A 23,295-nucleotide genomic window follows, 5' to 3' on the forward strand; every position below is an offset into this window, starting at 1 on the left:
CCGCCCGGGGCCGTTCGCAGCCGCGCCGCCACGCTGTGTTACAATGGGGCGTGGTGCAGCCCGAACGGCGAGGGAGTCTGTCGTCGTGACCGCGTTCGATCACCTGACAGGGTTCTTCCGCGGAGAACAGGAGATCGCGGCGGCGTACCTGTACGGACAGCCGGCCGTCAGCCGCACGTGGCCCGATTCGGACATCGAGGTCGGGATCCTGTTCCGCGAGGGCCTGGGGAGCGACGCGATCACCGAGTACCTCGAAGGGATCGGCAGCAGTTCGCCCCTGGGAGACGCGCCGGGCGTGCTGATGCCCTTTGCCCTGAACCTGCACGTGCTTCCGGTCGTGTACGAGGTCCTCACCTGGGGCTCGCTGCTCGCGGACAACGACCCCGCCGCCCGCGAGACGTTCGTGCGACAGACGACCGAGCGGTTGGCGCAGGAACGTCCGAGGCTCCTGGAAGAGGCGCACGAGACGATTCTCAAGGCCCGGGCGTTCGGCCTTCCGTCGACCGACGACGCGGTCCGCACCGCCTCGCAACCAGCGCGCTCGCTGGATCCCGTGCGCATCGGGTGGCGTCTCGCCCGCGTGCTCACGTCGGTGCCGATTCTCGAGATGTTCACCCGGGATATCGAGGCCGTGGCGCAGGACGCGGAGCGGGTCGGCCAGATCATCGGCGTGTTCAGCAACGCAAGCGGCGCCGCGACCGGGATCGCGAAGGCCATGCTCACCACGCTCGGCATCGCCCGCCCCCCCCGCCGGTGGGAGGTGTTCCTGCCGCTTGCGGACGCGGGCGTGATTCCGATGGAGCTCGCGCTCCACCTCGCCGCGATGGTCGAGACCCGGTGGACGCTGCTCACGGGTAGCGGGATCATGTCCCCCGAACGCGTGATTACGCTGATCCGCGGCTACCTCCCGCCCATCATCACGTTCGCGCGACGGGCGTCGTGGACGACCGAACTCCCTGGGTTCACGACGACGCAGCGGCTGCACTGACGATCCGGACGTGTGTCCGCCGCACGCACCGCCCCGAACGCTCGCGCGTAGGCCAGTCGAGAACGCTGTTCCGCTCACGTCTGTGGGCCGGGTCCCCCTGTCCACAGGGGTAGGCACGGTAGGGTAGAGGTCGGCCGTGACGGAGACACCGGGACAGCCTCTCGACCCGCCGCCCACCGCGTCGGACGCCGGCCCGGTGCTTGCCGGGCGTTTCGCGCTCGGGAAGCCGCTCGGCAGCGGCGGCATGGCGACGGTGTACCAGGCGTGGGATCAGGCACGGGGGGTGGCGTGCGCGGTCAAGGTGCTCTCCGATTCTCTCTCGCGCGACGAGGAGTTCCGCACGCGATTCAGCCGCGAGGCCGAGGCGGTGATGAGCCTGGCCCATGAGCGGATTGTCGTGGTCTACGGATATGGCGACGACGGGCCGCGTCAGTACATCGCCATGGAGTACGTGCCCGGCGGCACCGTGCGGGAGATGCTCGTGCGCCGCGGTCCGCTCCCGGAGGCGGAGGCGCTCCGGATCGCCGCCGAAGTCGCCGACGCGCTCGCGTATGCTCACGGGCGCGGCTTCGTCCACCGGGACGTGAAACCACACAACATTCTGCTCACCGCGGACGGGCACGTCAAGGTCGCGGACTTCGGCATCGCCCGCACGCTCGACGGCACGAAGCTCACGCGCACCGGCAGTCTCGTGGGGTCGGCCCACTACATCGCGCCCGAACAGGCTCGGGGCGACCCCGCCGGCCCGGCGGCGGATCAGTATGCGCTTGGGGTGGTGCTGTTCGAGTTGCTCGCCGGCCGCGTCCCCTTCGACGGTGCGGCGCCCGTCGCGGTCGCGCTTCGGCACCTACACGACCCCGTCCCCGACCTGGCCGCGATTCGACCCGGCGTCTCCCCGGCAACGCTGGCGATCGTTTGCCGGCTGCTGGCGAAGTCGCCGGAGGACCGATATCCGTCTGCCGAGGCCGCGGCCGAGGCCCTGCGGACGGCGTCCGACGGGGGCGCCACGGCCGTCCTGCCCGCGTCGCGCGACGCGGAGGGCTCCGCGGGCGATGCGAGCTCCACGGCGCGGGTTGCGACCGCGCCGCCGTCGAACGAGACGATCCAGTTGCCGCCGCCCGCCGAGGCTCGGCCAGTGCACTCGGCCCTGACGGACACCGCGGTCCGGGCCGAGGCGGCGCAGGAGGCGCGGCGCGCCGCCGCACGGCGGCGCGTCGGGACGGCGGTGGTGTGGATGCGGGCGGCGGTCATTGTCCTCGCCGCCGCCGGCGCTATCGCGCTGGCCACCACCGGCTATCGAGGCGCGTGGCTCGCGGCCCACGCGACCGTGCCCGCGTTGATCGGGCGCACCGTGCAGGACGCGGCGCGCGAAGTGGTCCCGCTGCAGCTCGGCGTGATCGTGACGGCGCAGCGCCAGGACGCGCACCTGCCGGTTGGCGTGATCGTCGCGCAGGATCCTCCCGCCGGGCGCGAGGTCCTTAAGGGCGTGGTGCTTCAGCTGACAGTCAGCCAGGGATCAGGGATCGTGCCGGATCTGAACGGGCTCCCCGTGTCCGGGGCGGCGCGCTTGCTGGAAGGAGCCGGGCTCCGGCTGGGCGCGGTGAGCTACACGCGCGATGATCAATTTGCTGCCGGCGATGTGATCCACCAGTTCCAGTCTGCCGGCACGCACCTCGACCCCAACGGTGCGGTGGACGTGCTCGTGAGTGCCGGCGCACCCCAAACGGGTCCGAACACGCCGCCCGGGGTGCCGACGTTGGAAACCGGCAGCAACGACAATAAGTAATTGAACGGGAGGGAAACGTGCCCCCAGCGCTCACAGTGATCGTACAACCGACCCCGAACGTCAACGCCTTGAAGTTCGTGGTCAACAGGCGGATGACCGAGGGCCGCAGCCAGACCTTTACCGAGGCAGGCTCCGCCGCGTCTCCGCTTGCCCGGGACCTGCTCGGCATCGCAGGCATCCGCCAAGTGTTCTTTCTCAACGACTTCATCACGATCACACGTGCAGAGGGTGTTGACTGGGACGCCGTGGTGCCGCCGGCGGAGGAACTGATCCGTCGACATCTCGCCGAGGCGTAGCGGGGCCGAGGAGGGACGCCGCTGCGCAGGGCCGCGTTTGAACGGCTGGTCCGGCGTGCGCTGGACGGGCTGCCGCCAGCGTTTGCGGAGCGCCTTCCGAACGTCGCCGTGCTCGTCGAGGCCCGCCCGTCCGCCGACGTCGCCAAGGAGTTAGGCGGAGACATCCTCGGCCTGTATCACGGGGCCAACGAACTCGAGCGATCCCCGTTCGCGCCGTATGAGTTGCCCGAGGTCATCATCATCTATCAGGACAACATCGAGGCGATCTGCCGTACCGACGCAGAGGTGATCGAAGAGGTCCGGCTGACGGTGATTCACGAGGTCGGGCACCACTTTGGGTTGACCGACGCGGAAATGGAGGCGTGGGAGCAGGGATCTGGCGGCAAGTGATCCCGCCGGCCCCGGCGTGATCAAGTGTCCGTTGCGATTCAATTTCGTCCAAGTGGGACGCGCGGTCATGCGGGCCGTCATTTCTGTACGGGATCATTACCTAACGTGATCCCGTTTTGTATTGCGGTGCTTGACTCAGACCGTGAAGCATGGCAGATCGGTCGATGGATCGTCACGGGGACGCATCTCGCATTCCCCGTCGTGCGTAGACTACGCGGTCGCTCGATTGACAATGTCATAGGTGAATCCTATACTGGCCGTGGAAGACTGACCAGTCAGTCTTAAGGGGGGTCGGATGGCGACCGCGATAGACCGGTTGGGAAGACTCTCACAACGTGAGGAAACCCGCCGTAAGATTCTTGCATCCGCCGCGCAAGTGTTCTCCGAGAAGGGCTTCTATCGATCCGTGGTCGACGACATTGTGAAGGCATCGGGCACGTCAAAGGGCGCCGTCTACTTCTACTTCGACAGCAAGGAACAGATCTTCATGTCCCTGGTCGAGGACTATGCCGCGACGGTGGCCCAGGAGTTGCAGATTGCGGTTCAGCAGAGCCGGGGCCTCGTGGCCCAGGTGGAGGCGACGGTGGCAACGCTCGTCCGAAACTTCCAGGCGCACCGCGAACTGGCCAAGATCGTCCTGATCGATTGGCCGGCGGCCGGTGCCGACTTTCAGGGCAAGCGGATCGCGTTGAAGGCGATGTTGGTGGAAGTGCTGCGCGGCTACCTGGACCGTGCCGTTCAGGACGGTAAGATCCCCGCGCAGGACACGGAGATGGCGGCGTACGTGTGGATCGGTGCCGTGGGAGAGCTCGTCGCCCGCTGGCTGAACACCGGCAAGCCCAATCCTCTTGAGGAGATCCTCGCTCCGCTGACACGCCTGCTGCTGTCCAGCGTCGGGTTGACCGCCTCGCCCGCGGCAGCGCGCTAGCACGCGTGGATCGCGTTCCCGAACATCTCGTGCCCGAGCTGCGCGCTCGCACCTGGGCGCGCATCGTGCGTGCGGCGTTTCTCCGCGGCACATTCACGCTCAGTTCCGGCCGGCAGAGCACCTACTACATCGACAAGTATTTGTTCGAGACCGACCCCGCCGTGCTTCGCGACGTCGGGCGTCTGCTGGCCCATGCGCTCCCGGCCGAGACGACCCGGCTCGTTGGACCGGCGCTCGGAGGGGTGCCGCTCGCAACGGCGGTCGCCCTCGAAACCGGGCTGCCGTTTGCGATCGTTCGGCCGGAGGCCAAGGGGTACGGGACGGCGCGGTCGGTCGAGGGCCGGCTCGAGTCGGGCGATCGGGTCGTTGTCATCGAGGATGTCGTTACGACCGGCGGCCAGGCGATTCGCGCTGCGCGCGCCGTCCAGGCTTCCGGTGCCGAGGTGTTGTTGGTCTTGGCGGTCGTGGACCGTCACGAAGGGGGACGGGACGAGATTGCCGCGGCGGGGTACCGCTTCCAGGCCCTCTATGATCTCCACGAGTGGTCGAGCGACGGCGCCCGCTTGGACCGGCGCCCCGCCGGTCCAAGCGAGGGCGGGTGACGCCAATCTTCTGAAGACGCCGCAATGCGCCCCTGCGCCTGGCTCTGGGTCTGACCGACGCCACTGTCGAGCGATTGCATCGTCAGGTCGCAAGACACACCGCTGCCGCGTTGCCGACGGACGGATCGATTAAGGATGCAATTGACAGCGAAAACTTTCGGTGTCTATACTGAAACATGACTAGTTTAGTCGAGAATCTCTGGCTCTAGGTCGGGCCCCCAGCGACTGGTTAACCCCGCGGTGGGCGCGCGCGACAGCCGCGACGGAGGGATGAATGAGCGCGGAACTGCTAATCAAGGACCTGTGGGCGCAGGTCGAGGACAAGGTGATCCTCAAGGGCGCCAACCTCGACGTTCGGTCAGGCGAGATCCACGCGCTGATGGGACCGAACGGCTCGGGCAAGAGCACGCTCGCAAACGTGCTCATGGGCAACCCGTTCTACCAGGTGATCAAGGGTGAGGTGTTGTACAAGCAGGAGGACCTCGTTGCGATGGCGCCGGACGAGCGGGCGCGCAAGGGGCTGTTCATCGCGTTCCAGTACCCCGTCACAATCCCCGGGGTCACGATGGCCAGCTTTCTGCGGACTGCCGTGAGCGCGCGTCGAGGCTTCGACAAGGACCAGCTGATGGGGCTCGCCGAGTTTCAGAAGCTCGTGCGGGCCAAGGTCGACGAGTTGCAGGTGGATCCGTCCGTGTTAGGCCGCTATGTCAACGAAGGGTTCAGCGGCGGTGAAAAGAAGCGCGCCGAAATCTTGCAGATGGCGCTGCTCGAGCCGGAGATCGCCATCATGGACGAGACCGACTCGGGGCTCGACGTCGATGCGGTCAAGATTGTGGCGGCCGGGGTCAACCGGATGTACGAGCGTTCGGGGAAGAAGATGGGCGTGCTGGTGATCACCCACTACCCGCGCATCCTCAAGTACATCAACCCGACGCGGGTGCACGTGATGTTCGACGGGCGGATCGTGACGTCCGGCGACGCGGAGCTCGCGGATGAGCTCGACCAGATCGGGTACGATGGCATCCGCGCGCAGTACGAGCGCGTCGCCGCGGAAGTGGTCGGCGAGGGAGAAGTGCGCAGTGCCGGCAAGGTGTTCTGGGTGCGGCACTAGACCGTTGGAGCATCATTAGGAGGAGGGGCGACGACCGTGGCTGTTGTCAATCCGCTCGGCATCGATCTCGACCAGTATAAATACGGCTTTCACGATCCCGAGGATGCCTACGCGTTCAAGTCCGAGCGGGGGCTCGACCGCAAGATCGTCGAGCAGATCGTCCACATGAAGAACGAGCCGGACTGGATGCGCGCGTACCGCCTGCACTCGCTCGGGGTCTTCGAGAAGAAGCCGATGCCCACGTGGGGCGGCAACGTCGGCGAGATCGACTTCAACAATATCTACTACTACGTGAAGCCGATGGAGAACCAGGGCCGCACCTGGGACGAGGTCCCCGAAAACATCAAGAAGACGTTCGACCGGCTCGGCATCCCGGAGGCGGAGAAGAAGTACCTCGCCGGCGTGGGCGCGCAGTACGAGAGCGAGGTCGTCTACCACAGCCTGCGCGAGGAGTGGACCAAGCAAGGGGTGGTCTTCCTCGACATGGACTCCGGGCTGCGCGAGTACCCGGACATGGTCAAGGAGTACTTCGGGACCGTCGTGCCCCCCGAGGACAACAAGTTTGCGGCCCTCAACAGCGCGGTCTGGAGCGGCGGGTCGTTTGTGTACGTGCCTGAGGGCGTGCACGTGACGATCCCGCTGCAGGCGTACTTCCGGATTAATGCGCAGAACATGGGCCAGTTCGAGCGGACGCTGATCATCGCCGAGCGGGGCTCGTACGTCCACTACGTGGAAGGGTGCACCGCGCCGACGTACTCGAGCGATTCGCTGCACAGCGCGGTCGTCGAGATCATCGTCAAGGAGGGTGCGCGCGTCCGGTATACGACGATTCAGAACTGGTCGAAGAACGTGTACAATCTCGTGACCAAACGCGCGGTCGCGTACCGCGACGCGACGATGGAATGGGTGGACGGCAACCTCGGCAGCAAGCTCACGATGAAATACCCGAGCGTGTACATGCTCGAGCCGGGCGCCAAGGCCGAGATCCTGTCGGTCGCGTTCGCCGGGGAGGGGCAGCATCAGGACCCGGGTGGCAAGGTGATCCACGCCGCGCCGCACACGCAGTCGTCCGTCGTGAGCAAGTCGATCAGCAAGTCCGGCGGCCGCGCAGGATACCGCGGTCTCGTCAAGGTGTATCCGGGGGCGCACGGCAGCAAGTGCGCGGTGCGCTGCGACGCGCTGATCTTGGACGACCAGTCGCGTTCCGACACCTACCCGACGATGGAGATCGACGAGGACGACGTGCAGGTCACGCACGAGGCGACCGTGTCCAAGGTCTCGGACGAGCAGCTGTTCTACCTGATGAGCCGCGGCGTGAACCAGGACGAGGCGATGAACATGATCGTCCGCGGGTTCATCGAGCCGATCTCCCGCGAGTTGCCGATGGAGTACAGTGTTGAGCTCAACCGGCTGATCGCGCTCGAAATGGAGGGTTCGGTCGGCTAGCACGCGGGCGTCGCGTTCGGCAACGGGTTGTGAGGGGAGGGCAGGGCGTCCCGCCTGCCCTCCCCGACCGTCGGTCCCAGGGGGAGTCGGGCCACGCGCCCGGCCTGAGGGTCCAGCCGATCGGCGCCTCACATGGAGGAGACCGTGAGTGAGACGCGTCCGGTAACGACCAGCACCATCAGCCGGGAAACCGTCGAGCGGCAGAGCGCCGCGGCCGGCGAACCGGCGTGGCTCCTGGAGCGCCGCGTGGCGGCGTGGGAGGCGTTCGTTCGTCTGCCCCCGCCGTCGCCGATCGACGAGGAGTGGCGGCGGACCGACCTGAGCGCTCTCGACTTCAACGCGCTCCGGCCGCTCGCCGCGGAGTCGGGGCGCAAGGCGACGCCGCCCGCGCCTCTCATGCGCCTGGTCGGCGATCCGGCCGAAGCGGCGGGGCTCCGCCTCGTGCTTGACGGGACGCAGATCCAATCCCGGCTCGCGACCGAACTGGCGAAGGACGGGGTGGTGTTCTCCTCGCTGAACGACGCGGTGCAGACCCACGCCGATCTGGTCCGCTCGCATCTCGGCACCGTCGTGCGGGACGACGAGAACCGATATCGGGCGCTCCACGGCGCGTTGTGGTCGGGCGGGACGTTCCTCTACGTGCCCGACGGGGTGGAGGTGGACCTCCCGCTCGTCGCGGGCACCTGGCTCGACCGCGACGGCCTGCTCTACTCGCCGCACACGCTCATCGTCGCGGGCGAGCGGAGCCGGGTGACGCTCGTCGAGCTCTCGGCCTCGGCCGAGGCGCCGGCCCGGACGCTCATCAATCACGAGGTCGAGCTGATTCCGAAGCCCGGGGCGCAGATCCGCTATGTGAACCTGGAGGACTGGGGGCGGAACGTTTGGGAGCTCGGCATCGTGCGCACGGTCGTCGAGCGCGACGCGACCGTCCACAGTCTGATGGTGGCGTTCGGCGCGGGCCTCATCAAGACGAACGTGGAGTCCAGTCTGGTGGGACCGGGCGCGACCTCGGAGATGCTGGGAGTGCTGTTTGGCGACGGCACCCAGCACTTTGACTACCATACGTTGCAGGAGCACGCCGCACCCAGCACCACGAGCGATCTGCTCTATAAAGGCGCGCTCAAGGACAAGGCGCGCTCGGTGTTTGCCGGGTTGATCCGCGCGAACCACGGGGCGCAGAAGACGAACGCGTTCCAGCTCAACCGCAACCTGGTGCTCTCGGAAGGCGCGCGGGCGGACAGCATGCCGAAGCTCGAGATCTTGGCGAACGACCTTCGGTGCACGCACGGCGCGAGCACGAGCCGGCTCAACGAGGACCAGATCTTCTACCTGATGAGCCGCGCCCTGCCCCGTTCCACGGCCATCCGGATGATGGTCGACGGATTCTTCGCGGAGATCTTCGATCGGATCCCGCTCGACTTGGTCCGCCAGCGACTCAACCGTGCGATCGAGCGCAAGATGGCGGACACGATATGAGCGAGTTCGTCCGAGTCGGCCGAGTGGCGGATCTGCCGCCGGGCTCCGTGACCCAGGTGGAGGTGGACGGGCACCTGGTCGCGCTCGCCAACGTCGACGGACAGTTCTACGCGATCGACGACACCTGTACGCACGAGGAGGCGTCGCTCAGCGAGGGCGGGCTCGTTGCGGAGATCGTCGTGTGCCCCAAACACGGGTCCCGCTTCAATGTGAAGACCGGCCGGGTCCTCTCGCTGCCGGCGGTGCGGTCGGTCGCGGTCTATCCGGTTCGGGTCGAGGGCGGCGACGTGCTGATCTCGCCCGATGCGCAGCCGCCGAGTGGGATGCCGCACCGGCGGTAGCCGGCGCGGGGGACGCCCGGCTCGAGGAGGCACCCACCGGCAACCTCCGGGGGCGGGCGCGAGGAGGGAACGTCATGGCGATTCCAGCGACGATCCGCGAGGACTTTCCCATCCTGAAGCAGCGGGTTCATGGGAAGCCGCTCGTCTATCTCGACAGCGCGAACACGTCGCAGAAGCCGCGACAAGTGATCGACGCCCTTGTGCGGTACTATGAGGAGTACAACGCGAATATCCACCGCGGGGTATACGCCATCGCCGAGCGCGCGACGGCGGAATACGAGGCGGCGCGCGCCAAGATGGCCCGGTTTCTCGGTGCGGCCGAGCCGGCCGAGGTCGTCTTTACGCGCAACATCACCGAAGCGCTGAACCTCGTGGCGCATTCTTGGGGCCGCCGTCACGTGGGCCCCGGCGACGAGATCCTCACGACGGAGATGGAGCACCACAGCGATCTTGTGCCGTGGCAGTTCCTCGCGCAGGAACGCGGCGCGCGCCTCAGGCACATCCCGTTCGATGGTGAAGGCCGCCTCGTGCTGGACGATCTCGATCGCCTGATCAATGCGCGGACGAAGATCGTGGCGCTGGTTCACGTCAGCAACGCCTTCGGGACGGTCAACCCGGTCACGGAAATCGCCCGGCGCGCCCACGCGCACGGGGCCGTTGTCGTCGTGGATGGGGCACAAAGCGCGCCGCACCGCCCAGTGGACGTGCGCGCGCTCGGGGCGGACTTCTTCGGGTTCACGGGCCACAAGATGCTTGCGCCGATGGGCGTTGGCGGGCTCTGGGGACGGCGCGCCCTGCTCGAGGAGATGGAGCCGTTTCTGGGCGGCGGCGAGATGATCAGCGACGTGTGGCTCGATCACGCGACGTGGAACGACGTGCCGTGGAAGTTCGAGGCCGGCACCCAGAACGTCGGGGACACGATCGCGTTGGGCGTGGCGGTCGAGTACCTGGAGCGCCTCGGCATGGACGCGGTCGCGGCGCACGAGCGCGAGATCACCACCTACGCGCTCGAGCGGCTTCGGGAGGTGCCGGGTCTTCGGATCCTCGGGCCCACGACCGGAGACCGCGGCGGCGTCATTTCGTTCATGATGGACGGCGTGCACCCGCACGACGTCGCGCAGGTGCTGGACGAGGACGGCGTGTGCGTGCGGGCCGGGCACCACTGCACGAAGCCGCTGCACCGGCGCCTCGGGATCGGCTCGTCGGTGCGGGCGAGCTTCTATGTGTATACGATCCGGGAGGAGATCGACGTGCTCGTGCGCTCGCTGCTCAAGGTGAGGAGCCTGTTCCGTGTCGCTTGACGAGCTGTACCGCGACGTGATCCTGGACCACTACAGCCATCCCCGGAACAAGGGGCTGGCGGAGCCCGCGGATGCGGTCCGCGACGGCGCCAACCCGCTCTGCGGGGACGAGATCCGCGTGTCGCTCAGGGTCCGCGACGGGGTCGTCGAGGACGTCCAGTTCGACGGCAAGGGGTGCTCGATCAGCCAGGCGTCCGCGTCGATGATGACCGAGCTGGTCAAAGGGAAGCGGGTCGAGGACGCGCGGCAGGCGATCGCCGCGGTCAAGGCGATGATGCGTGGCGAACAGACGCCGCCGGACGGACTCGGGGACCTGGAGGCGCTGCAGGGCGTGCGCAAATTCCCGGTCCGCGTGAAATGCGCCACCCTCTCCTGGATCACACTCGAGCTCGCGCTCGAGGACCTCGCGGCCTCGCCCTAGGAGCGTGCCCGACCCGGGCCGGCGATGCGGTCTGGGGTCCCGACGCCTCGGCCCCGTCTCGGTGGAGGTGTGGCCTCGGCCGGTGCGCCCGGCCCGACCCGATTGCGGCGTTGGCGTCCTGATGCTAGGGTGAACGGTGAAGTAGGACCGAGGGGAGGGGCCATGGCAGGAGTGCCGTCCGGACCCAATGCGACGCCGGCCGAACCGAGGCGCAGCCAGATCGCCCCGCTCGCGCAGGCCGTCGAGATCCTGGACAGCCTGCCCGGCGGCGGCCTCGTGCTGACGACCCTGGAGCACGCGCTGAACTGGGGGCGGGCCGCGTCGCTGTGGCCGCTGACGTTCGGGCTCGCCTGCTGCGCGATCGAGATGATGGCCGCGTTTGCGAGCCGGTTCGACCTTGATCGGATGGGGGTGATTCCCCGGGCGTCGCCGCGGCAGGCGGACTTGATGATCGTCGCCGGCCGGTGCTCGATCAAGTTGGCGCCGATCGTGCGGCGGCTGTGGGAGCAGATGCCGGAGCCGCGGTACGTCATTTCGATGGGATCGTGCGCAACCTGCGGCGGGCCGTTCTTCTACGACAACTATTCGATCCTGAAGGGCGTGGATCAGGTGGTGCCCGTGGACGTCTACGTGCCGGGCTGTCCACCACGGCCCGAAGCGCTGATCGAGGGCATCCTGAAGCTGCAGGAGCGGATCAAGACGGAACCGTTCCTGCGCCGGCAAGCGCTCGCTGCGATCGAAGCCCAGGCCGGGACGCGATAGGTCGGCCCCGGCTCCGTCCGGGCGGCAATCCACACGGAGGGGACGAGACGGTGTCGCTTCGCACCGAAGAGCTGCTGCTGAACATGGGACCGCAGCACCCCAGCACCCACGGCGTGCTGCGCCTGGTTGTCACCCTCGACGGCGAAAACATCAAGGATGTCTGGCCGGACATCGGCTACCTGCACTCCTCCGTCGAGAAGATGATGGAGTACCGGACGTACGTGCAGAACGTGGCGCTGACGGATCGCGGCATGGACTATCTCGTTGCGCTCAACAACGAGGCCGCGTACTGCCTCGCGATCGAAGCCCTCGCCGGTGTCGAGGTGCCGGAGCGGGCGCGGTACATTCGCGTGATCTTTCAGGAGCTCAACCGCCTCGCCAGCCACCTTGTCTGGCTCGGTACCTGGGGGATCGATCTCGGGGCGACGACGGTCTTCCTCTGGTGCTTCCGCGAGCGCGAGCGGATTCTGGATCTGTTCGAGCAGGTCACCGGGGGGCGACTGCACCACGTGTACTTCCGGATCGGGGGCGTGTACGCCGACCTCCCGGACGGCTGGACCGGCGCGTGCGAGGCGTTTCTCGACTATTTCTTGCCGCATGTCGACGAATATCATGGGTTGCTCACCCAAAACCCGATCTTCGAGGCGCGGACCCGTGGGGTCGGGGTGATCAACCGGCGCGACGCGGTCGCGATGGGGGCGTCGGGGCCGGTGGGCCGCGCGAGCGGGATCGCGTACGACGTGCGCAAGGCCGCTCCCTACGAGGTCTACGATCGGCTGGAGTTCGACGTGCCCGTCCACACGGAGGGCGACTGCTACGCTCGGTACCTGGTGCGGATGGAGGAGATGCGGCAGTCGGTGCGGATCGTGCGGCGGGCGCTCCGAGATCTGCCGGACGGGGAGACCCGCACGCGCGTGCCCACGACGATGAAGCCGCCGCGCGGCGAGGTGTACGTCCGTACCGAGTCCCCGCGCGGCACGCTCGGCGTGTACGCCGTGAGCGACGGCGGCGAGACACCGTACCGCGTGAAGATCCGGGCGCCCTCGTTCACCAACCTGTACGCGCTCACGGAGATGATGAAGGGGTGGAAGATCGCGGACGTCATCGCGATCCTGGGCAGCACCGACATCGTGTTGTCGGACGTGGATCGGTAGAAGGTAGGGGGGCACAGAATGAGCGTTGCCGAACGCGTCATTCGGGGGGCGGCCGCGTTGGGAACCGGCCTCGGCATGACCTTCCGCACCATGTTCCGCCCCAAGGTCACGGTGAGATATCCGGTCGAGAAGCTGCCGACCTCGCACCGCTTTCACGGGCTGCTGTCGCTGCCGATCGACCCCGAGACGGGCAAGGATCGGTGCATCATCTGCTTCCAGTGCGAGCGCATCTGCCCGGACCGGTGCATCCACATCGAGGCGGAGGGGAAGGGGAAGGAGCGTCAGCTCAGCCGTTTCGATATCGAGATCGATAAGTGCTGTTACTGCGGCCTGTGCGTCGAGGTGTGCCCGACGGAGGCGATCGTGTTCGTGCCGCAATACGAGACGTCGACGTACAACCGCGCCCGCCTTCTCTACTCGCACGAGGACCTCAACCGCGCGGCGCCCAAGGAGCCGATCGCCACGGGCATCGTCTCGAGGCGGCACGAATGACCCCCGAACGGGTTGCCGAACTGCGTCAGCGCTTTCCGCACCTCCGCGATCTCGTCGCCGAACAGCACGCGGAGGAGGCGAAGGGCGACGAGGCTTGGGCGGTCAAGGAACGCGAGTGGCAGGCCGCGGTCGAGCAGGCCAAGGCGGAGGGGAAACCGGCCCCGCGGCCGCTCCGGCGGGAAGAATCGCCCGTGTACCGGTACCGGGCGCCGACGTTTCAAGTGGGCCGCGAGGAGATCGTCGAGGTATGCCGGTGGCTCCGCGACAATCCCGAGTTCGACATGGCCGTGCTCGAGTTCGTGTCCGCGGTGGACTGGCCGGATCGGTTCGATGTGGTGTACCAACTCGTGTCCCTCGCCCGATCCCACGGCGTCATACTCAAGGTCGCGGTGGCGAAGGACGATGCGCACGTCCCCTCCGTCGTCGAGGTCTGGCGCGGCGCGGACTGGCACGAGCGCGAGGCCTACGACCTGTTCGGCATTGTGTTTGACGGGCATCCGGATCTGCGGCGCATCATGATGAGCGAGGACTGGAAAGGGCATCCGCTGCGCAAGGACTACGTCTACGAGGACCCCCAGTGGCTGGTCGACGTTGCGGTCAAGCGGCAGCGCGAGATCGCGGCCACGGGGGACGGCGACGGGCGGGGCTCGCGAAGCTGACGCCGCGGGGCCCAAGGGGTTCCGGGTTCCGGCGTCCGCCGTCCTTTATCGAATCTTTACACGGTTCGCGCTAAGATGGAGGCCACGGGCGTTGTAGAATGAGGGCAGCGCGGGCCGGTGAACCTGAGAGCCCGCCCCCGGGGTGGGAGCGATGACACGGAAACGGGTGATGTGGGCGCGCGGCTTCTGGGCCGGGGCCGCCGGAGGCGTTGCGGTCGCGGCAGTGCTGTTCGCGTACCGTTTTGCCACGGGGATGCCGACGCTGCAGGAGGCGCTCGCCGAGCGCATGATTCGCATGCTGCCCTATCAGGTCTTCGCCCTGATCCTCGAGAAGCTGCAGCACCAGGCCAAACCGCTCGGGTTGGCCATGGCGGTCCTGACGAGCATCATCGGGCTCGGCGTCGGCGGGATGGTGTACGCCGGGCTGGCCCGCGGGAGCCGGTGGCCGCGCACCGCGCTCATCGTTGCCACCGCCGCGGTCGTCTGGGTGATCCTGACGTTTGCGTTTCTCCCCGGAATCGAAGGCGGGCTGCTGGGGGTGCCGCTGACGACCGTCGTCACCGCACCCGAACTCCCGATGGCGATCGCGAGCCTGGTCTACGGGCTCGTGCTGGTGCTGCTGTACGGGCGTCCTGGAGAGGCACGCGCGATGGCCCGAGAGAGCCGGCCGGGAAGCGGCGGCGTCGCGGCGTCCGCGCAGACGGGGACCGCTCGAGGCGGGGACACCGTCGGGCGTCGGGATCTGCTACGTCGGTCGGCGCTGCTCGTGCTGGCGGCCGCCGCCGGCACGACGGCGGCGTCGTGGATCACGGCCGCCGGCGGCGCGGTGGCGCGCGCGGCCGAGCAGACGTTCCGGTTGATCAAGGGGATGCCGGACGAACTGACGCCGATCGGAGAGTTCTATCAGGTGTCCAAGAACTTCTTCGACCCCACGGTCGACGTGAAGAAGTGGACGCTCGAGGTCACCGGGATGGTAAACAAGCCGCTCAAGTTCTCGTTCGACGAGTTTCAGAAGGCGGCGGCGCCGGTGGAGCGGTACCACACGTTTGAGTGCATCAGCAACGAGGTGGGCGGCGACTTGATCGGCAACGCGAAGTGGACGGGGTTGCGGATGAAGGATGTGCTGGATCTCGCCGGGCTGAAGCCCGGGGTCACGAACATCATCATGCGCAGCGCCGACAGCTACGCGGAGTCGATGTCGATCGACGTCGCCATGGATCCGATGACGCTGCTGGCCTACAAGATGGACGGCGAGCCGATCCCGCAGAAGCACGGCGCGCCCGTGCGCGTGCTCATCATGAACCGGTACGGGATGAAGCAGCCAAAGTGGCTCACCAGCATCGAGGCGGCAAACCACGATTTCACGGGGTACTGGGAACAGCAAGGCTGGAGCAAGCAGGCGCTCGTGAAGACGAACAGTGCGTTCAAGGTCGAGACGAAGGACGGCACGATGCTCGCGCTCGGCGGCTGGGCGTTCGCCGGCGATCGCGGGATCTCCAAGGTGGAAGTCAGTCCCGACGACGGCAAGACGTGGATCCAAGCGGCCGTGAAACCGGCGCTCGGGCCGAACGCCTGGCAGTTCTGGTCGCTCCAATGGACGCCCCCGCAGAAGGGCGAGTACAGCCTGAAGGTCCGCGCGACCGACGGGAAGGGGGCGCTGCAACCGGAGAGCCCGGCGCCTACGCTGCCCGACGGAGCGCAAGGGTACCATACGGTCCGCGTAAAGTTCGACTGACAGCTGCCTCGGGGCGCATCGCCGCGGCGCCGCCGGAGTTCCGCCGCGGGCAAGGGTTTTTTTGCGCCGTCACCCAAGAATATCCAACGTGGCTTCGCACCGGACGGCACGCGCCCCATCCTCGAACGCTCAGCGCCGCCCGCGTGGACGGGTGCGCCCGATCGTCAAGCTCGGCACGCCGGACGGCGCGGTGCTGCGCACGCGCAGCCGCCCCGTCGGGTCCGTGGGGGCCGTGGTGCGGGCATTGATCTCAGACCTGATCGCGACGATGCGACGCGCCCAGGGGGTCGGTCTCGCGGCCCCGCAAGTCGGCGTGCGGCTCCGGGTCCTCGTGGCTGACCCCGGCACCGGGCCCATCGCCCTCGTGAACCCTCGCATGCGTCGCCGCTGGGGCACCCAGATCGGCCCCGAGGGCTGTCTGAGCGTTCCGGGCGTTCTGTACAATGTCCCGCGCGCGCTCGGCGTGGAGGTCGAGGGCTTCGCCGCGACCGGCCGGCGCATCCTCGTCCGCGGCACGGGATTGCTCGCGCGGATCCTCCAGCACGAGATCGACCATCTCAACGGGATCATGTTTTTCGACCGGCTTCCCAAGCGGCGAGGCGTTCGGGCCCGCGCGGCGGCGCCCGCGCGTCGACGCGCGCCTAAGACCGCTGCGGCGCGCCGAAGGAAGTGATGCGGTGGCGGAGTGGCGTTACTTCAGCGTGGGCGAGGCGGTCGCGCTCCTGCCCCGCTTGCGTGAGATGCTGGACGCGCTGCGCCGGATCCGAGACCAGACGATCCTGAAGCGGGCTCAGCTCGACCTGCTGTGGCAGCGGTTGGACCGGGGCGAGGCCCTGCTCGGCGCGCTCGGCGAGGCCCAGCAGGAGCTGGATAATCTGGGCGCCCGCGTCGCGGCCGTGGCCGCGGACGTCGAGGCGACGGGGTGTATTCTGCGCGACGTTGATCGGGGGCTCGTCGACTTTGCGTTCCGTTCGCGAGGCGGCGGGACCGTGTTTCTGTGCTGGCACCTCGGTGAGCCCACGATCGCGCACTGGCACGGCGTGGACGAGGGGTACGCGGGCCGCCGGCCGATCTCTGACCTCCCCCTCGACGAGGCGTAGGGGAGCGCGGCATGCCGTCGTACTCTCGGTCGGTCCCATGGCTGCGGGATGGCAGATGTCGGCCCCCGGCGTTTTCGGGGTAGGAGGGAACACCATGGAGCACTCCTTTGATCTGGTGGTCATCGGCGGCGGGCCGGCGGGGTACGTCGGTGCGATCCGCGCGACGCAGCTCGGCCTGCGGACCGCGATCGTGGAGCGGGAGAAGGTCGGCGGTACGTGTCTCCACGTCGGCTGCATTCCCACGAAGGTCCTGCTGCACACCGCGGAACTGCTCGAGGAGATGCGCGGCGCAAGCGAGATGGGGATCGTCGCGGACGGCGTGCGGCTGGACTACGGGTTGGTGCAGAAGCGAAAGGACCGCGTCGTCACCACGAACTTTCGCGGCGTGGAGTACCTCATGCGGAAGCACAAGATCGCTGTGTTCTCCGGGGAGGGGCGCCTCGGCTCCCCGACCCGCGTGCACGTCTCGGCGAGCGACGGTTCCGAGACGGATCTGGATGCGCGACACGTCCTGGTTGCCACGGGCTCGCGTCCCCGAAGCCTCCCGGGTGTGCAGATCGACAACGATCGGATCCTGGACAGCACGGGCGCGCTGCGACTCCCCTCGGTGCCCCGGTCCGTGGCGATTTTGGGAGCCGGGGCGGTCGGCACCGAGTTCGCCAGCGTGTTCGCCGCGTTCGGTGCCGAGGTGACGCTGGTGGAGTTGCTGCCCTCCGTGCTTCCGCTGGAGGACGAGGAGGTCTCGGCGGTCGTCGCCAAAGCGCTCGAGCGTCGCGGGGTCAAGGTGCGGACCGGCACGGCCGTGACCGGCGCGGCCGCCGCGGGCGGCGGGGTGCGGGTGATGATGCGGGCAGGGGACGGTCCGGAGGAGTCCGTGGAGACCGAGTACGTGCTCGTGGCCGTCGGGCGCGCGCCGATCACAGAAGGCGTCGGGCTCGACGCGGTCGGGGTCGCCGTCGGCCGCGGCGGGATCACGGTCGACGCGCAGATGCGGACATCGGTGCCGTCGATCTACGCGGCCGGTGACGTCGTCGGCGGCCTGTTGCTCGCCCACGTGGCGTCGGCCGAGGCCGAGGTGGCCGTCGAAGCGATCGCCGGACACGCCCCGCGGCCGGTCGATCCATTGCTCATGCCGCGCGCCACGTACTCGATCCCCCAAGTGGCGAGTGTCGGTCTGACGGAGAAGCAGGCGCGTGACGGAGGGCACGATGTGGCGGTGGGGCGGTTCCCGTTCACCGCGAACGCGCGGGCCACGATCCTGGGGTCCCGGGACGGATTGGTCAAGATCGTCGCGGACCGGGCCCTGGGCGAGATCCTGGGCGTGCACCTCGTCGGTCCGCATGTCACGGAGTTGCTGCCCGAGGGCGTGCTGGGGCGGGCCCTGGAGGCGACGGTCGTCGAGATCGGCCAGGCGGTCCACGCGCATCCGACGCTCTCCGAGGCCGTCCGCGAAGCCGCGCTCGGGGCGCTGGGCCGTGCGATTCACGGGTGAGTCCCTGCTGCGCCGCATCCTTTGGGCACGCGATTCGGCCGGGGAGGAGGGTCCCGGCGGGGTGCGGAACCTGTGAGGGGGTCGCCGTGACGGCTCGGAGGGCGCAGCTCGTTCGGAGAGGAGAGGCCGCGTGAGCGCGAAAGAGGCCAGGGCGGTAAAGGCCCGCGATGAGCGCACGCCGAAGGCCCTGGGCGTCTCCGACCAGGATCTTCTACAGATGTATTATTTCGTCCGCCTCGCCCGCGCCGTGGATGAGCGGATGTGGGCGTTGCAGCGGTCCGGCCAGGCCGCGTTCGTCATCTCCGGCCAAGGGCACGAGGGCGCCCAGGTCGGGGTGGTGTCCGCGCTCGACCGCGAGAAGGACTGGCTGGTGCCGTTCTACCGATCGGTCGCGGCGGTGCTGGTCAAGGGGATGCCTCCCGCCGAGATCTTTCTGATCCAGCTCAGCAAGGCCACCGATCCGAGCAGCGGTGGCCGGCAGATGCCCGGGCACTACGGGCACTCCGGCCACAAGATTTTGTCCACGAGCAGCCCCGTCACGACCCAGCTCCTGCACGCCGACGGGATCGCCTACGCGGCGAAGGTGCGCCGCACCGGCGAGATCTGCGTCACCGAGGTCGGCGAGGGATCCACGAGCGAGGGGGACTTCCACGAGGCGCTCAATTTCGCCGCGATCCACAAGCTCGGCGTCGTGTTCGTCGTGGAGAACAACGGGTACGCCATCTCCGTGCCCGTGGCGAAGCAGATGGCCGTTCCGAATGTCTCCGCGCGCGCGGTCGGATACGGCATGCCCGGCGTCACCGTGGACGGTAGCCACGTCCTCGAGGTGTACGCCGCGGCCCGCGAGGCGGTCGCGCGCGCACGCCGCGGCGAGGGTCCCACGCTGCTCGAGGTCAAGGTGCCCCGCCTCACGGCGCACAGCAGCGACGATCGACAGGAGAAGTACCGCTCCGCGGACGAGATCGCCCATACGAAGGAACAGGACTCCGTGCACGTCTTCACCGAGGAACTGCGGGCGTGGGGCGTGCTGAGCGAGGCGCGCGAGGCCGAGATCGCCGACCGGGTCCGGCGGGACGTCGATCTCGGCACCGAGATTGCGGAGGCGGCGCCCGTGGTGGACCCGGCCACCGCAACCCGCTACGTGTACTACGAACACGACACGCCTCCCGGCCGGGGTCGCTGACCGTGTCCGACAAGCGCTACCTCGACGCGATCCACGATGCGCTGCACGAAGAGCTGGCGCGCGACGAGCGCGTCATCGTATTGGGCGAGGACGTCGGCCGCAAGGGCGGCGTGTTCGGCGTCACCGACGGGTTGTTTGAGGCGTTCGGCGGGGACCGCGTGCTCGACACGCCGCTCGCCGAGTCGATGATCATCGGCGTCTCGGTCGGCATGGCCGCCAACGGTCTGATCCCCGTCCCCGAGATCCAGTTCGCCGATTTCATCCACCCCGCGTTCGACCAGATCCTGAGCGAGGTCGCCCGCATGCGGTACCGGTCGAACAACGACTACGGGTGTCCGATGACGATCCGGGTGCCGTACGGTGGCGGCGTGCACGGTGCGCTGTACCACTCGCAGTCGATCGAGGCGTTCTACGCCCACATTCCAGGGCTCAAGGTCGTCACCCCGTACACGCCGGCGGACGCCAAGGGGTTGCTCAAGGCGGCGATCCGCGACCACGATCCGGTGCTGTACCTGGAGCACAAGAAGTTGTACCGATTGATCCATGGCGACGTCCCGGACGGGGATGTGACCGTGCCGATCGGCCCCGCCGTCGTGCGGCGCGCCGGTCGCGACGTGAGCATCTTCGCGTACGGCCTGATGGTGCACGAGGCGCTCGGCGCCGCCGAGCGCCTGAGCGGTGAGGGCGTCGAGGCGGAGGTGGTCGATCTTCGTACGCTCCGGCCGCTCGATACGCGCACGATCCTCGACTCGGTGGCGCGCACGAGCCGCGCGCTCGTGGTGCACGAGGACAACCGCTTCGGCGGGTTCGGCGCGGAGATCGTCGCCACCATCGCCGAGGAGGGGTTTCGCCACCTCGACGCGCCGCCGACCCGGCTCTGCGGCCCGGACGTGCCGGGCGTCCCGTTCGCCCACCCGTTCGAGGAATGGTTCATGCCGAACGCCGACAAGATCGCGGCAGCGGCCCGCGCGGTCGTGGCCTACTAGGTCTGTAGCCGTCCGGGTCGCGCAGAGGAGTCCCACATGCCGACGGAAGTCAAGATGCCGCAGTTGGGCGAAAGCGTGCACGAGGGCACGATCGGCAAGTGGCTGAAGCTGCCCGGAGACCGCGTGGCGAAGTACGAGCCGCTCGTCGAGGTGATCACCGACAAGGTCAACGTCGAGATGCCGTCCCCGCTCGCGGGCGTGCTCGGACAGATCCTGGTCGAGGAAGGCAAGACCGTCGCGGCCGGCACGCCGATCGCGCTGATCGACGAGGCGGGCGCCCAGGCGGCGAGGGCCGGCGTCTCGCTACCGGCCGCCGCGACCGCCGCCCCCGCGGGAACCGGCGTCCCGGTGATGTCGGGCGACGGGCGGACCGCGGTCCAGGGTCAGTCCGCGCGCGGAGGCGGGCCGCGTCTCTCCCCCTTGGTCCGCCGGCTCGCGGAGGAGCACCATCTGCCGATCGAAGAGCTGGAGACGATCCGGGGCACGGGCACCGGCGGGCGCGTGACGAAGGACGACGTGCTCCGCCACCTTGAGTCGCGGGGGTCGGCGACGCCGGTCGCGGCGGAGGCCACCGCGCCGGCGCCGGCCCCGGGCGAGCCCGGTGTGGCCGGCGGCCCGTTCTCGGCGCCCGCAGGGAAGGTCGCGCCGGCGCGCGCCCCCGGCGACCGCCTCCAGCCGCTCTCGATCCTTCGGCGGGCGATCGCGGACCGCATGTCGCGAAGCGCGCGGGAGATCCCGCACGCCTACGGTGCCGTGGAAGTGGACGTGACGGGGCTCGTGCGCCATCGCGACGCCCACAAGTCCGCGTGGCGGACCCGCGAGGGCGTGAACATCACGCTTACCGCGTTCGTCGTGCGCGCGGTGACGCGGGCGCTGCGGGCGTACCCGCTCGTGAACTCGACGTTCACGCCGGAGGGGATCCTCGTCAAGCAGGCGATCCACGTGGGCGTCGGCGTCGCGGTCACAGACGGGCTGATCGTGCCGGTGATCAAGCACGCCGATCAACGCAGCGTCGTCGGCATCGCCCGGGAAATCGACGCGCTCGCCGGCCGCGCGCGCCAAGGCAAGCTCGCGCCGGACGACATCGCCGGCGGCACGTTCACGATCACCAACGCGGGGGTGTACGGCTCGATCTACTCGATGCCGATCATCAACCATCCGCAGGCGGCGATCCTGTCGACCGACGCGGTCGTGCGGCGCCCGGCGGTCGTGGGGGAGGGGATCGCGATCCGCGACGTCATGAACGTCGGCATCGGCTTCGACCATCGGGTGTTCGACGGGGCGCTGGCGTTGCAGTTCCTCACGCACATCAAGCGGCAGCTCGAGGAGTTTTCGCCGGTGGGAGAGTCCGCGGAGTTCTGAGTCATCGGGCGGGCCGCCGGCCCGACGATCCGCCCGATCGGACAAAAGGGGTGAACGATGGGCGTTGAACGACGGCCGGAGTGGCTGAAGGTCAAGCTGCCGAGCGGCCCTAATTTCCGCGACCTGGTCGGGATCATGCGCACCCAGGCGCTGCATACCGTGTGCGAAGAAGCACGGTGTCCCAACATCGGCGACTGCTGGGAGCGAAAGACAGCAACGTTTCTGATCCTCGGGAACGTCTGCACGCGGCACTGTGCGTACTGCGCGATCGCCCACGGGCTCCCGACCGAGCTCGACGTGCAGGAGCCCGAGCGTGTCGCCGACGTCGTCGCCAGGATGAAGCTCCGGCACGTCGTGGTCACGTCCGTGGACCGGGACGATCTGCGCGACGGCGGGGCCGGGATGTTTGCTCGAACGATCCGGCTGATCCGCGAGCGCGCCTCGGGGTGTTCCGTCGAGGTGCTGATTCCGGATTTCAAAGGCGACGCGGAGCCGCTCCGCACCGTGCTCGCGGCCGAGCCGGACATCCTCAACCACAACATCGAGACCGTGCCGCGTCTGTTTCGGGACGTCCGGCGGGGCGGCAACTACCGTCGCTCGCTTGCGCTGCTCGAGCGCGCCAAGGCCTGGGGGCGCCGGGGGTTGACGAAAAGCGGCATGATGGTCGGCCTCGGCGAGGCGAGGGAGGAGATCCTCGGCACGATGCGGGATCTACGCGCCGTATCCTGCGACATCCTGACGATCGGCCAGTATCTCAGCCCAGGCAAGGACTACGCGCCGATCGCGCGCTACTACCACCCCGACGAGTTCGCGGCGCTCAAGGCCGAGGGGCTTGCGATGGGATTCCGCCACGTTGAGTCGGGTCCGCTCGTGCGCAGCAGCTACCACGCGGACGAGCAGGCGGTAGCCGCCGCGACATAACGCCCGACCGGGCGCGTTCCCCCTCCGGGAAGAGACAGCGGTCCTCCCGACGTTCACGCAGGAGAGCCTGTTTGTGCCTTCTTGACAGCCTACGGGAACGGGCTCTATCGTAGGGGCTATCGCGGCCGAGGGCCGATACCACGGAGGAACCGATGGCGACGACGGGGACCGAGCAGGCGCGAACGACACCTCCGGTGCTGAGCGCGACACAAATGGAGCGCTACGCCCGCCAGTTGATTCTCGAAGAGGTGGGCATCGCCGGTCAGGCCCGCCTGCTGAACAGCAAGGTGCTCGCGATCGGCGCGGGCGGACTGGGTTCGCCGGTGGCGCTGTACCTCGCGGCAGCTGGAGTCGGTACGATCG

Annotated in this window: 25 protein-coding genes; all 25 read left to right on the forward strand. The window is 68.4% G+C overall.

From position 1 onward, the window contains the following. Positions 1–85 precede the first annotated feature (85 nt). Positions 86–988: a hypothetical protein gene (locus VKZ50_02415; GenBank protein ID HLJ58564.1), complete on the forward strand. Its 903-nt coding sequence runs from the start codon at positions 86–88 to the stop codon at positions 986–988. Between the two features lie 136 nt (positions 989–1,124). Beyond that, complete coding sequence (locus tag VKZ50_02420) at positions 1,125–2,774, forward strand: protein kinase (GenBank protein HLJ58565.1); 1,650 nt, start codon at positions 1,125–1,127, stop codon at positions 2,772–2,774. Positions 2,775–2,791: 17 nt separating this feature from the next. Next, positions 2,792–3,070: a NifU N-terminal domain-containing protein gene (locus VKZ50_02425; GenBank protein ID HLJ58566.1), complete on the forward strand. Its 279-nt coding sequence runs from the start codon at positions 2,792–2,794 to the stop codon at positions 3,068–3,070. A gap of 108 nt (positions 3,071–3,178) precedes the next feature. Further along, entirely contained in the window at positions 3,179–3,460 is a 282-nt protein-coding gene (locus VKZ50_02430) for a metallopeptidase family protein (GenBank protein ID HLJ58567.1), read from the forward strand. Between the two features lie 295 nt (positions 3,461–3,755). Then, positions 3,756–4,388 (forward strand): TetR/AcrR family transcriptional regulator, encoded by a 633-nt coding sequence (locus tag VKZ50_02435; protein HLJ58568.1) that lies wholly within the window; start codon positions 3,756–3,758, stop codon positions 4,386–4,388. A gap of 29 nt (positions 4,389–4,417) precedes the next feature. Beyond that, a complete protein-coding gene (gene pyrE, locus VKZ50_02440) occupies positions 4,418–4,990 on the forward strand; it encodes an orotate phosphoribosyltransferase (protein HLJ58569.1) in 573 nt (190 codons plus the stop codon). Between the two features lie 274 nt (positions 4,991–5,264). Continuing rightward, a complete protein-coding gene (gene sufC / locus VKZ50_02445) occupies positions 5,265–6,101 on the forward strand; it encodes a Fe-S cluster assembly ATPase SufC (GenBank protein ID HLJ58570.1) in 837 nt (278 codons plus the stop codon). 36 nt (positions 6,102–6,137) lie between these two features. Next, entirely contained in the window at positions 6,138–7,547 is a 1,410-nt protein-coding gene (gene sufB, locus VKZ50_02450) for a Fe-S cluster assembly protein SufB (GenBank protein HLJ58571.1), read from the forward strand. 144 nt (positions 7,548–7,691) lie between these two features. Then, positions 7,692–9,023, forward strand: a complete 1,332-nt coding sequence (gene sufD / locus VKZ50_02455) for a Fe-S cluster assembly protein SufD (GenBank protein ID HLJ58572.1) — start codon at positions 7,692–7,694, stop codon at positions 9,021–9,023. Beyond that, the gene (locus VKZ50_02460) at positions 9,020–9,364 is read left to right on the forward strand and encodes a non-heme iron oxygenase ferredoxin subunit (GenBank protein ID HLJ58573.1); all 345 of its coding nucleotides are present in this window, start codon (positions 9,020–9,022) and stop codon (positions 9,362–9,364) included. The genes sufD and VKZ50_02460 overlap by 4 nt, the downstream gene beginning before the upstream one ends. A gap of 74 nt (positions 9,365–9,438) precedes the next feature. Continuing rightward, on the forward strand, positions 9,439–10,665 hold the full coding sequence (locus VKZ50_02465) for a cysteine desulfurase (GenBank protein HLJ58574.1): 1,227 nt from the start codon (positions 9,439–9,441) through the stop codon (positions 10,663–10,665). Further along, positions 10,655–11,086: an SUF system NifU family Fe-S cluster assembly protein gene (locus tag VKZ50_02470; GenBank protein HLJ58575.1), complete on the forward strand. Its 432-nt coding sequence runs from the start codon at positions 10,655–10,657 to the stop codon at positions 11,084–11,086. Before VKZ50_02465 ends, VKZ50_02470 begins: the two co-directional genes overlap by 11 nt. 162 nt (positions 11,087–11,248) lie before the next feature. Continuing rightward, on the forward strand, positions 11,249–11,848 hold the full coding sequence (locus VKZ50_02475; protein HLJ58576.1) for an NADH-quinone oxidoreductase subunit B family protein: 600 nt from the start codon (positions 11,249–11,251) through the stop codon (positions 11,846–11,848). Between the two features lie 50 nt (positions 11,849–11,898). Then, the gene (locus tag VKZ50_02480) at positions 11,899–13,002 is read left to right on the forward strand and encodes an NADH-quinone oxidoreductase subunit D (GenBank protein HLJ58577.1); all 1,104 of its coding nucleotides are present in this window, start codon (positions 11,899–11,901) and stop codon (positions 13,000–13,002) included. 18 nt (positions 13,003–13,020) lie between these two features. Continuing rightward, positions 13,021–13,494, forward strand: a complete 474-nt coding sequence (locus VKZ50_02485; protein HLJ58578.1) for an NADH-quinone oxidoreductase subunit I — start codon at positions 13,021–13,023, stop codon at positions 13,492–13,494. After that, on the forward strand, positions 13,491–14,153 hold the full coding sequence (locus VKZ50_02490) for an NADH-quinone oxidoreductase subunit C (GenBank protein HLJ58579.1): 663 nt from the start codon (positions 13,491–13,493) through the stop codon (positions 14,151–14,153). Before VKZ50_02485 ends, VKZ50_02490 begins: the two co-directional genes overlap by 4 nt. Positions 14,154–14,304: 151 nt before the next feature. After that, the gene (locus VKZ50_02495; GenBank protein ID HLJ58580.1) at positions 14,305–15,888 is read left to right on the forward strand and encodes a molybdopterin-dependent oxidoreductase; all 1,584 of its coding nucleotides are present in this window, start codon (positions 14,305–14,307) and stop codon (positions 15,886–15,888) included. A gap of 151 nt (positions 15,889–16,039) precedes the next feature. Next, positions 16,040–16,561 (forward strand): peptide deformylase, encoded by a 522-nt coding sequence (def, locus tag VKZ50_02500; protein ID HLJ58581.1) that lies wholly within the window; start codon positions 16,040–16,042, stop codon positions 16,559–16,561. Positions 16,562–16,565: 4 nt separating this feature from the next. Further along, on the forward strand, positions 16,566–16,988 hold the full coding sequence (locus VKZ50_02505) for a DUF2203 domain-containing protein (GenBank protein HLJ58582.1): 423 nt from the start codon (positions 16,566–16,568) through the stop codon (positions 16,986–16,988). A gap of 94 nt (positions 16,989–17,082) precedes the next feature. Next, positions 17,083–18,480 (forward strand): dihydrolipoyl dehydrogenase, encoded by a 1,398-nt coding sequence (gene lpdA, locus VKZ50_02510; GenBank protein HLJ58583.1) that lies wholly within the window; start codon positions 17,083–17,085, stop codon positions 18,478–18,480. A 217-nt stretch (positions 18,481–18,697) separates the two neighbouring features. Beyond that, a complete protein-coding gene (locus tag VKZ50_02515; GenBank protein ID HLJ58584.1) occupies positions 18,698–19,663 on the forward strand; it encodes a thiamine pyrophosphate-dependent dehydrogenase E1 component subunit alpha in 966 nt (321 codons plus the stop codon). A gap of 2 nt (positions 19,664–19,665) precedes the next feature. After that, positions 19,666–20,649, forward strand: a complete 984-nt coding sequence (locus VKZ50_02520) for an alpha-ketoacid dehydrogenase subunit beta (GenBank protein ID HLJ58585.1) — start codon at positions 19,666–19,668, stop codon at positions 20,647–20,649. A 36-nt stretch (positions 20,650–20,685) separates the two neighbouring features. Further along, positions 20,686–22,011: a dihydrolipoamide acetyltransferase family protein gene (locus VKZ50_02525; protein ID HLJ58586.1), complete on the forward strand. Its 1,326-nt coding sequence runs from the start codon at positions 20,686–20,688 to the stop codon at positions 22,009–22,011. Between the two features lie 57 nt (positions 22,012–22,068). Then, positions 22,069–22,932 (forward strand): lipoyl synthase, encoded by an 864-nt coding sequence (gene lipA / locus VKZ50_02530; GenBank protein ID HLJ58587.1) that lies wholly within the window; start codon positions 22,069–22,071, stop codon positions 22,930–22,932. 152 nt (positions 22,933–23,084) lie between these two features. After that, positions 23,085–23,295: ThiF family adenylyltransferase (locus VKZ50_02535; protein ID HLJ58588.1), on the forward strand; the 211-nt coding region annotated here is incomplete at its 3' end.

The sequence above is a fragment of the bacterium genome, assembly GCA_035295165.1.
Lineage (GTDB): Bacteria > Sysuimicrobiota > Sysuimicrobiia > Sysuimicrobiales > Segetimicrobiaceae > JAJPIA01.

What these genes read in the sequence shown, in the direction of transcription:
- VKZ50_02435 (HLJ58568.1), top strand. Translation starts at nt 3,756, where the DNA reads ATGGCGACCGCGATAGACCGGTTGGGAAGACTCTCACAACGTGAGGAA.
- sufC (HLJ58570.1), top strand. Translation starts at nt 5,265, where the DNA reads ATGAGCGCGGAACTGCTAATCAAGGACCTGTGGGCGCAGGTCGAGGAC.
- VKZ50_02460 (HLJ58573.1), top strand. Translation starts at nt 9,020, where the DNA reads ATGAGCGAGTTCGTCCGAGTCGGCCGAGTGGCGGATCTGCCGCCGGGC.
- VKZ50_02465 (HLJ58574.1), top strand. Translation starts at nt 9,439, where the DNA reads ATGGCGATTCCAGCGACGATCCGCGAGGACTTTCCCATCCTGAAGCAG.
- VKZ50_02475 (HLJ58576.1), top strand. Translation starts at nt 11,249, where the DNA reads ATGGCAGGAGTGCCGTCCGGACCCAATGCGACGCCGGCCGAACCGAGG.
- VKZ50_02485 (HLJ58578.1), top strand. Translation starts at nt 13,021, where the DNA reads ATGAGCGTTGCCGAACGCGTCATTCGGGGGGCGGCCGCGTTGGGAACC.
- VKZ50_02490 (HLJ58579.1), top strand. Translation starts at nt 13,491, where the DNA reads ATGACCCCCGAACGGGTTGCCGAACTGCGTCAGCGCTTTCCGCACCTC.
- VKZ50_02495 (HLJ58580.1), top strand. Translation starts at nt 14,305, where the DNA reads ATGACACGGAAACGGGTGATGTGGGCGCGCGGCTTCTGGGCCGGGGCC.
- lpdA (HLJ58583.1), top strand. Translation starts at nt 17,083, where the DNA reads ATGGAGCACTCCTTTGATCTGGTGGTCATCGGCGGCGGGCCGGCGGGG.
- VKZ50_02515 (HLJ58584.1), top strand. Translation starts at nt 18,698, where the DNA reads ATGTATTATTTCGTCCGCCTCGCCCGCGCCGTGGATGAGCGGATGTGG.
- VKZ50_02525 (HLJ58586.1), top strand. Translation starts at nt 20,686, where the DNA reads ATGCCGACGGAAGTCAAGATGCCGCAGTTGGGCGAAAGCGTGCACGAG.
- lipA (HLJ58587.1), top strand. Translation starts at nt 22,069, where the DNA reads ATGGGCGTTGAACGACGGCCGGAGTGGCTGAAGGTCAAGCTGCCGAGC.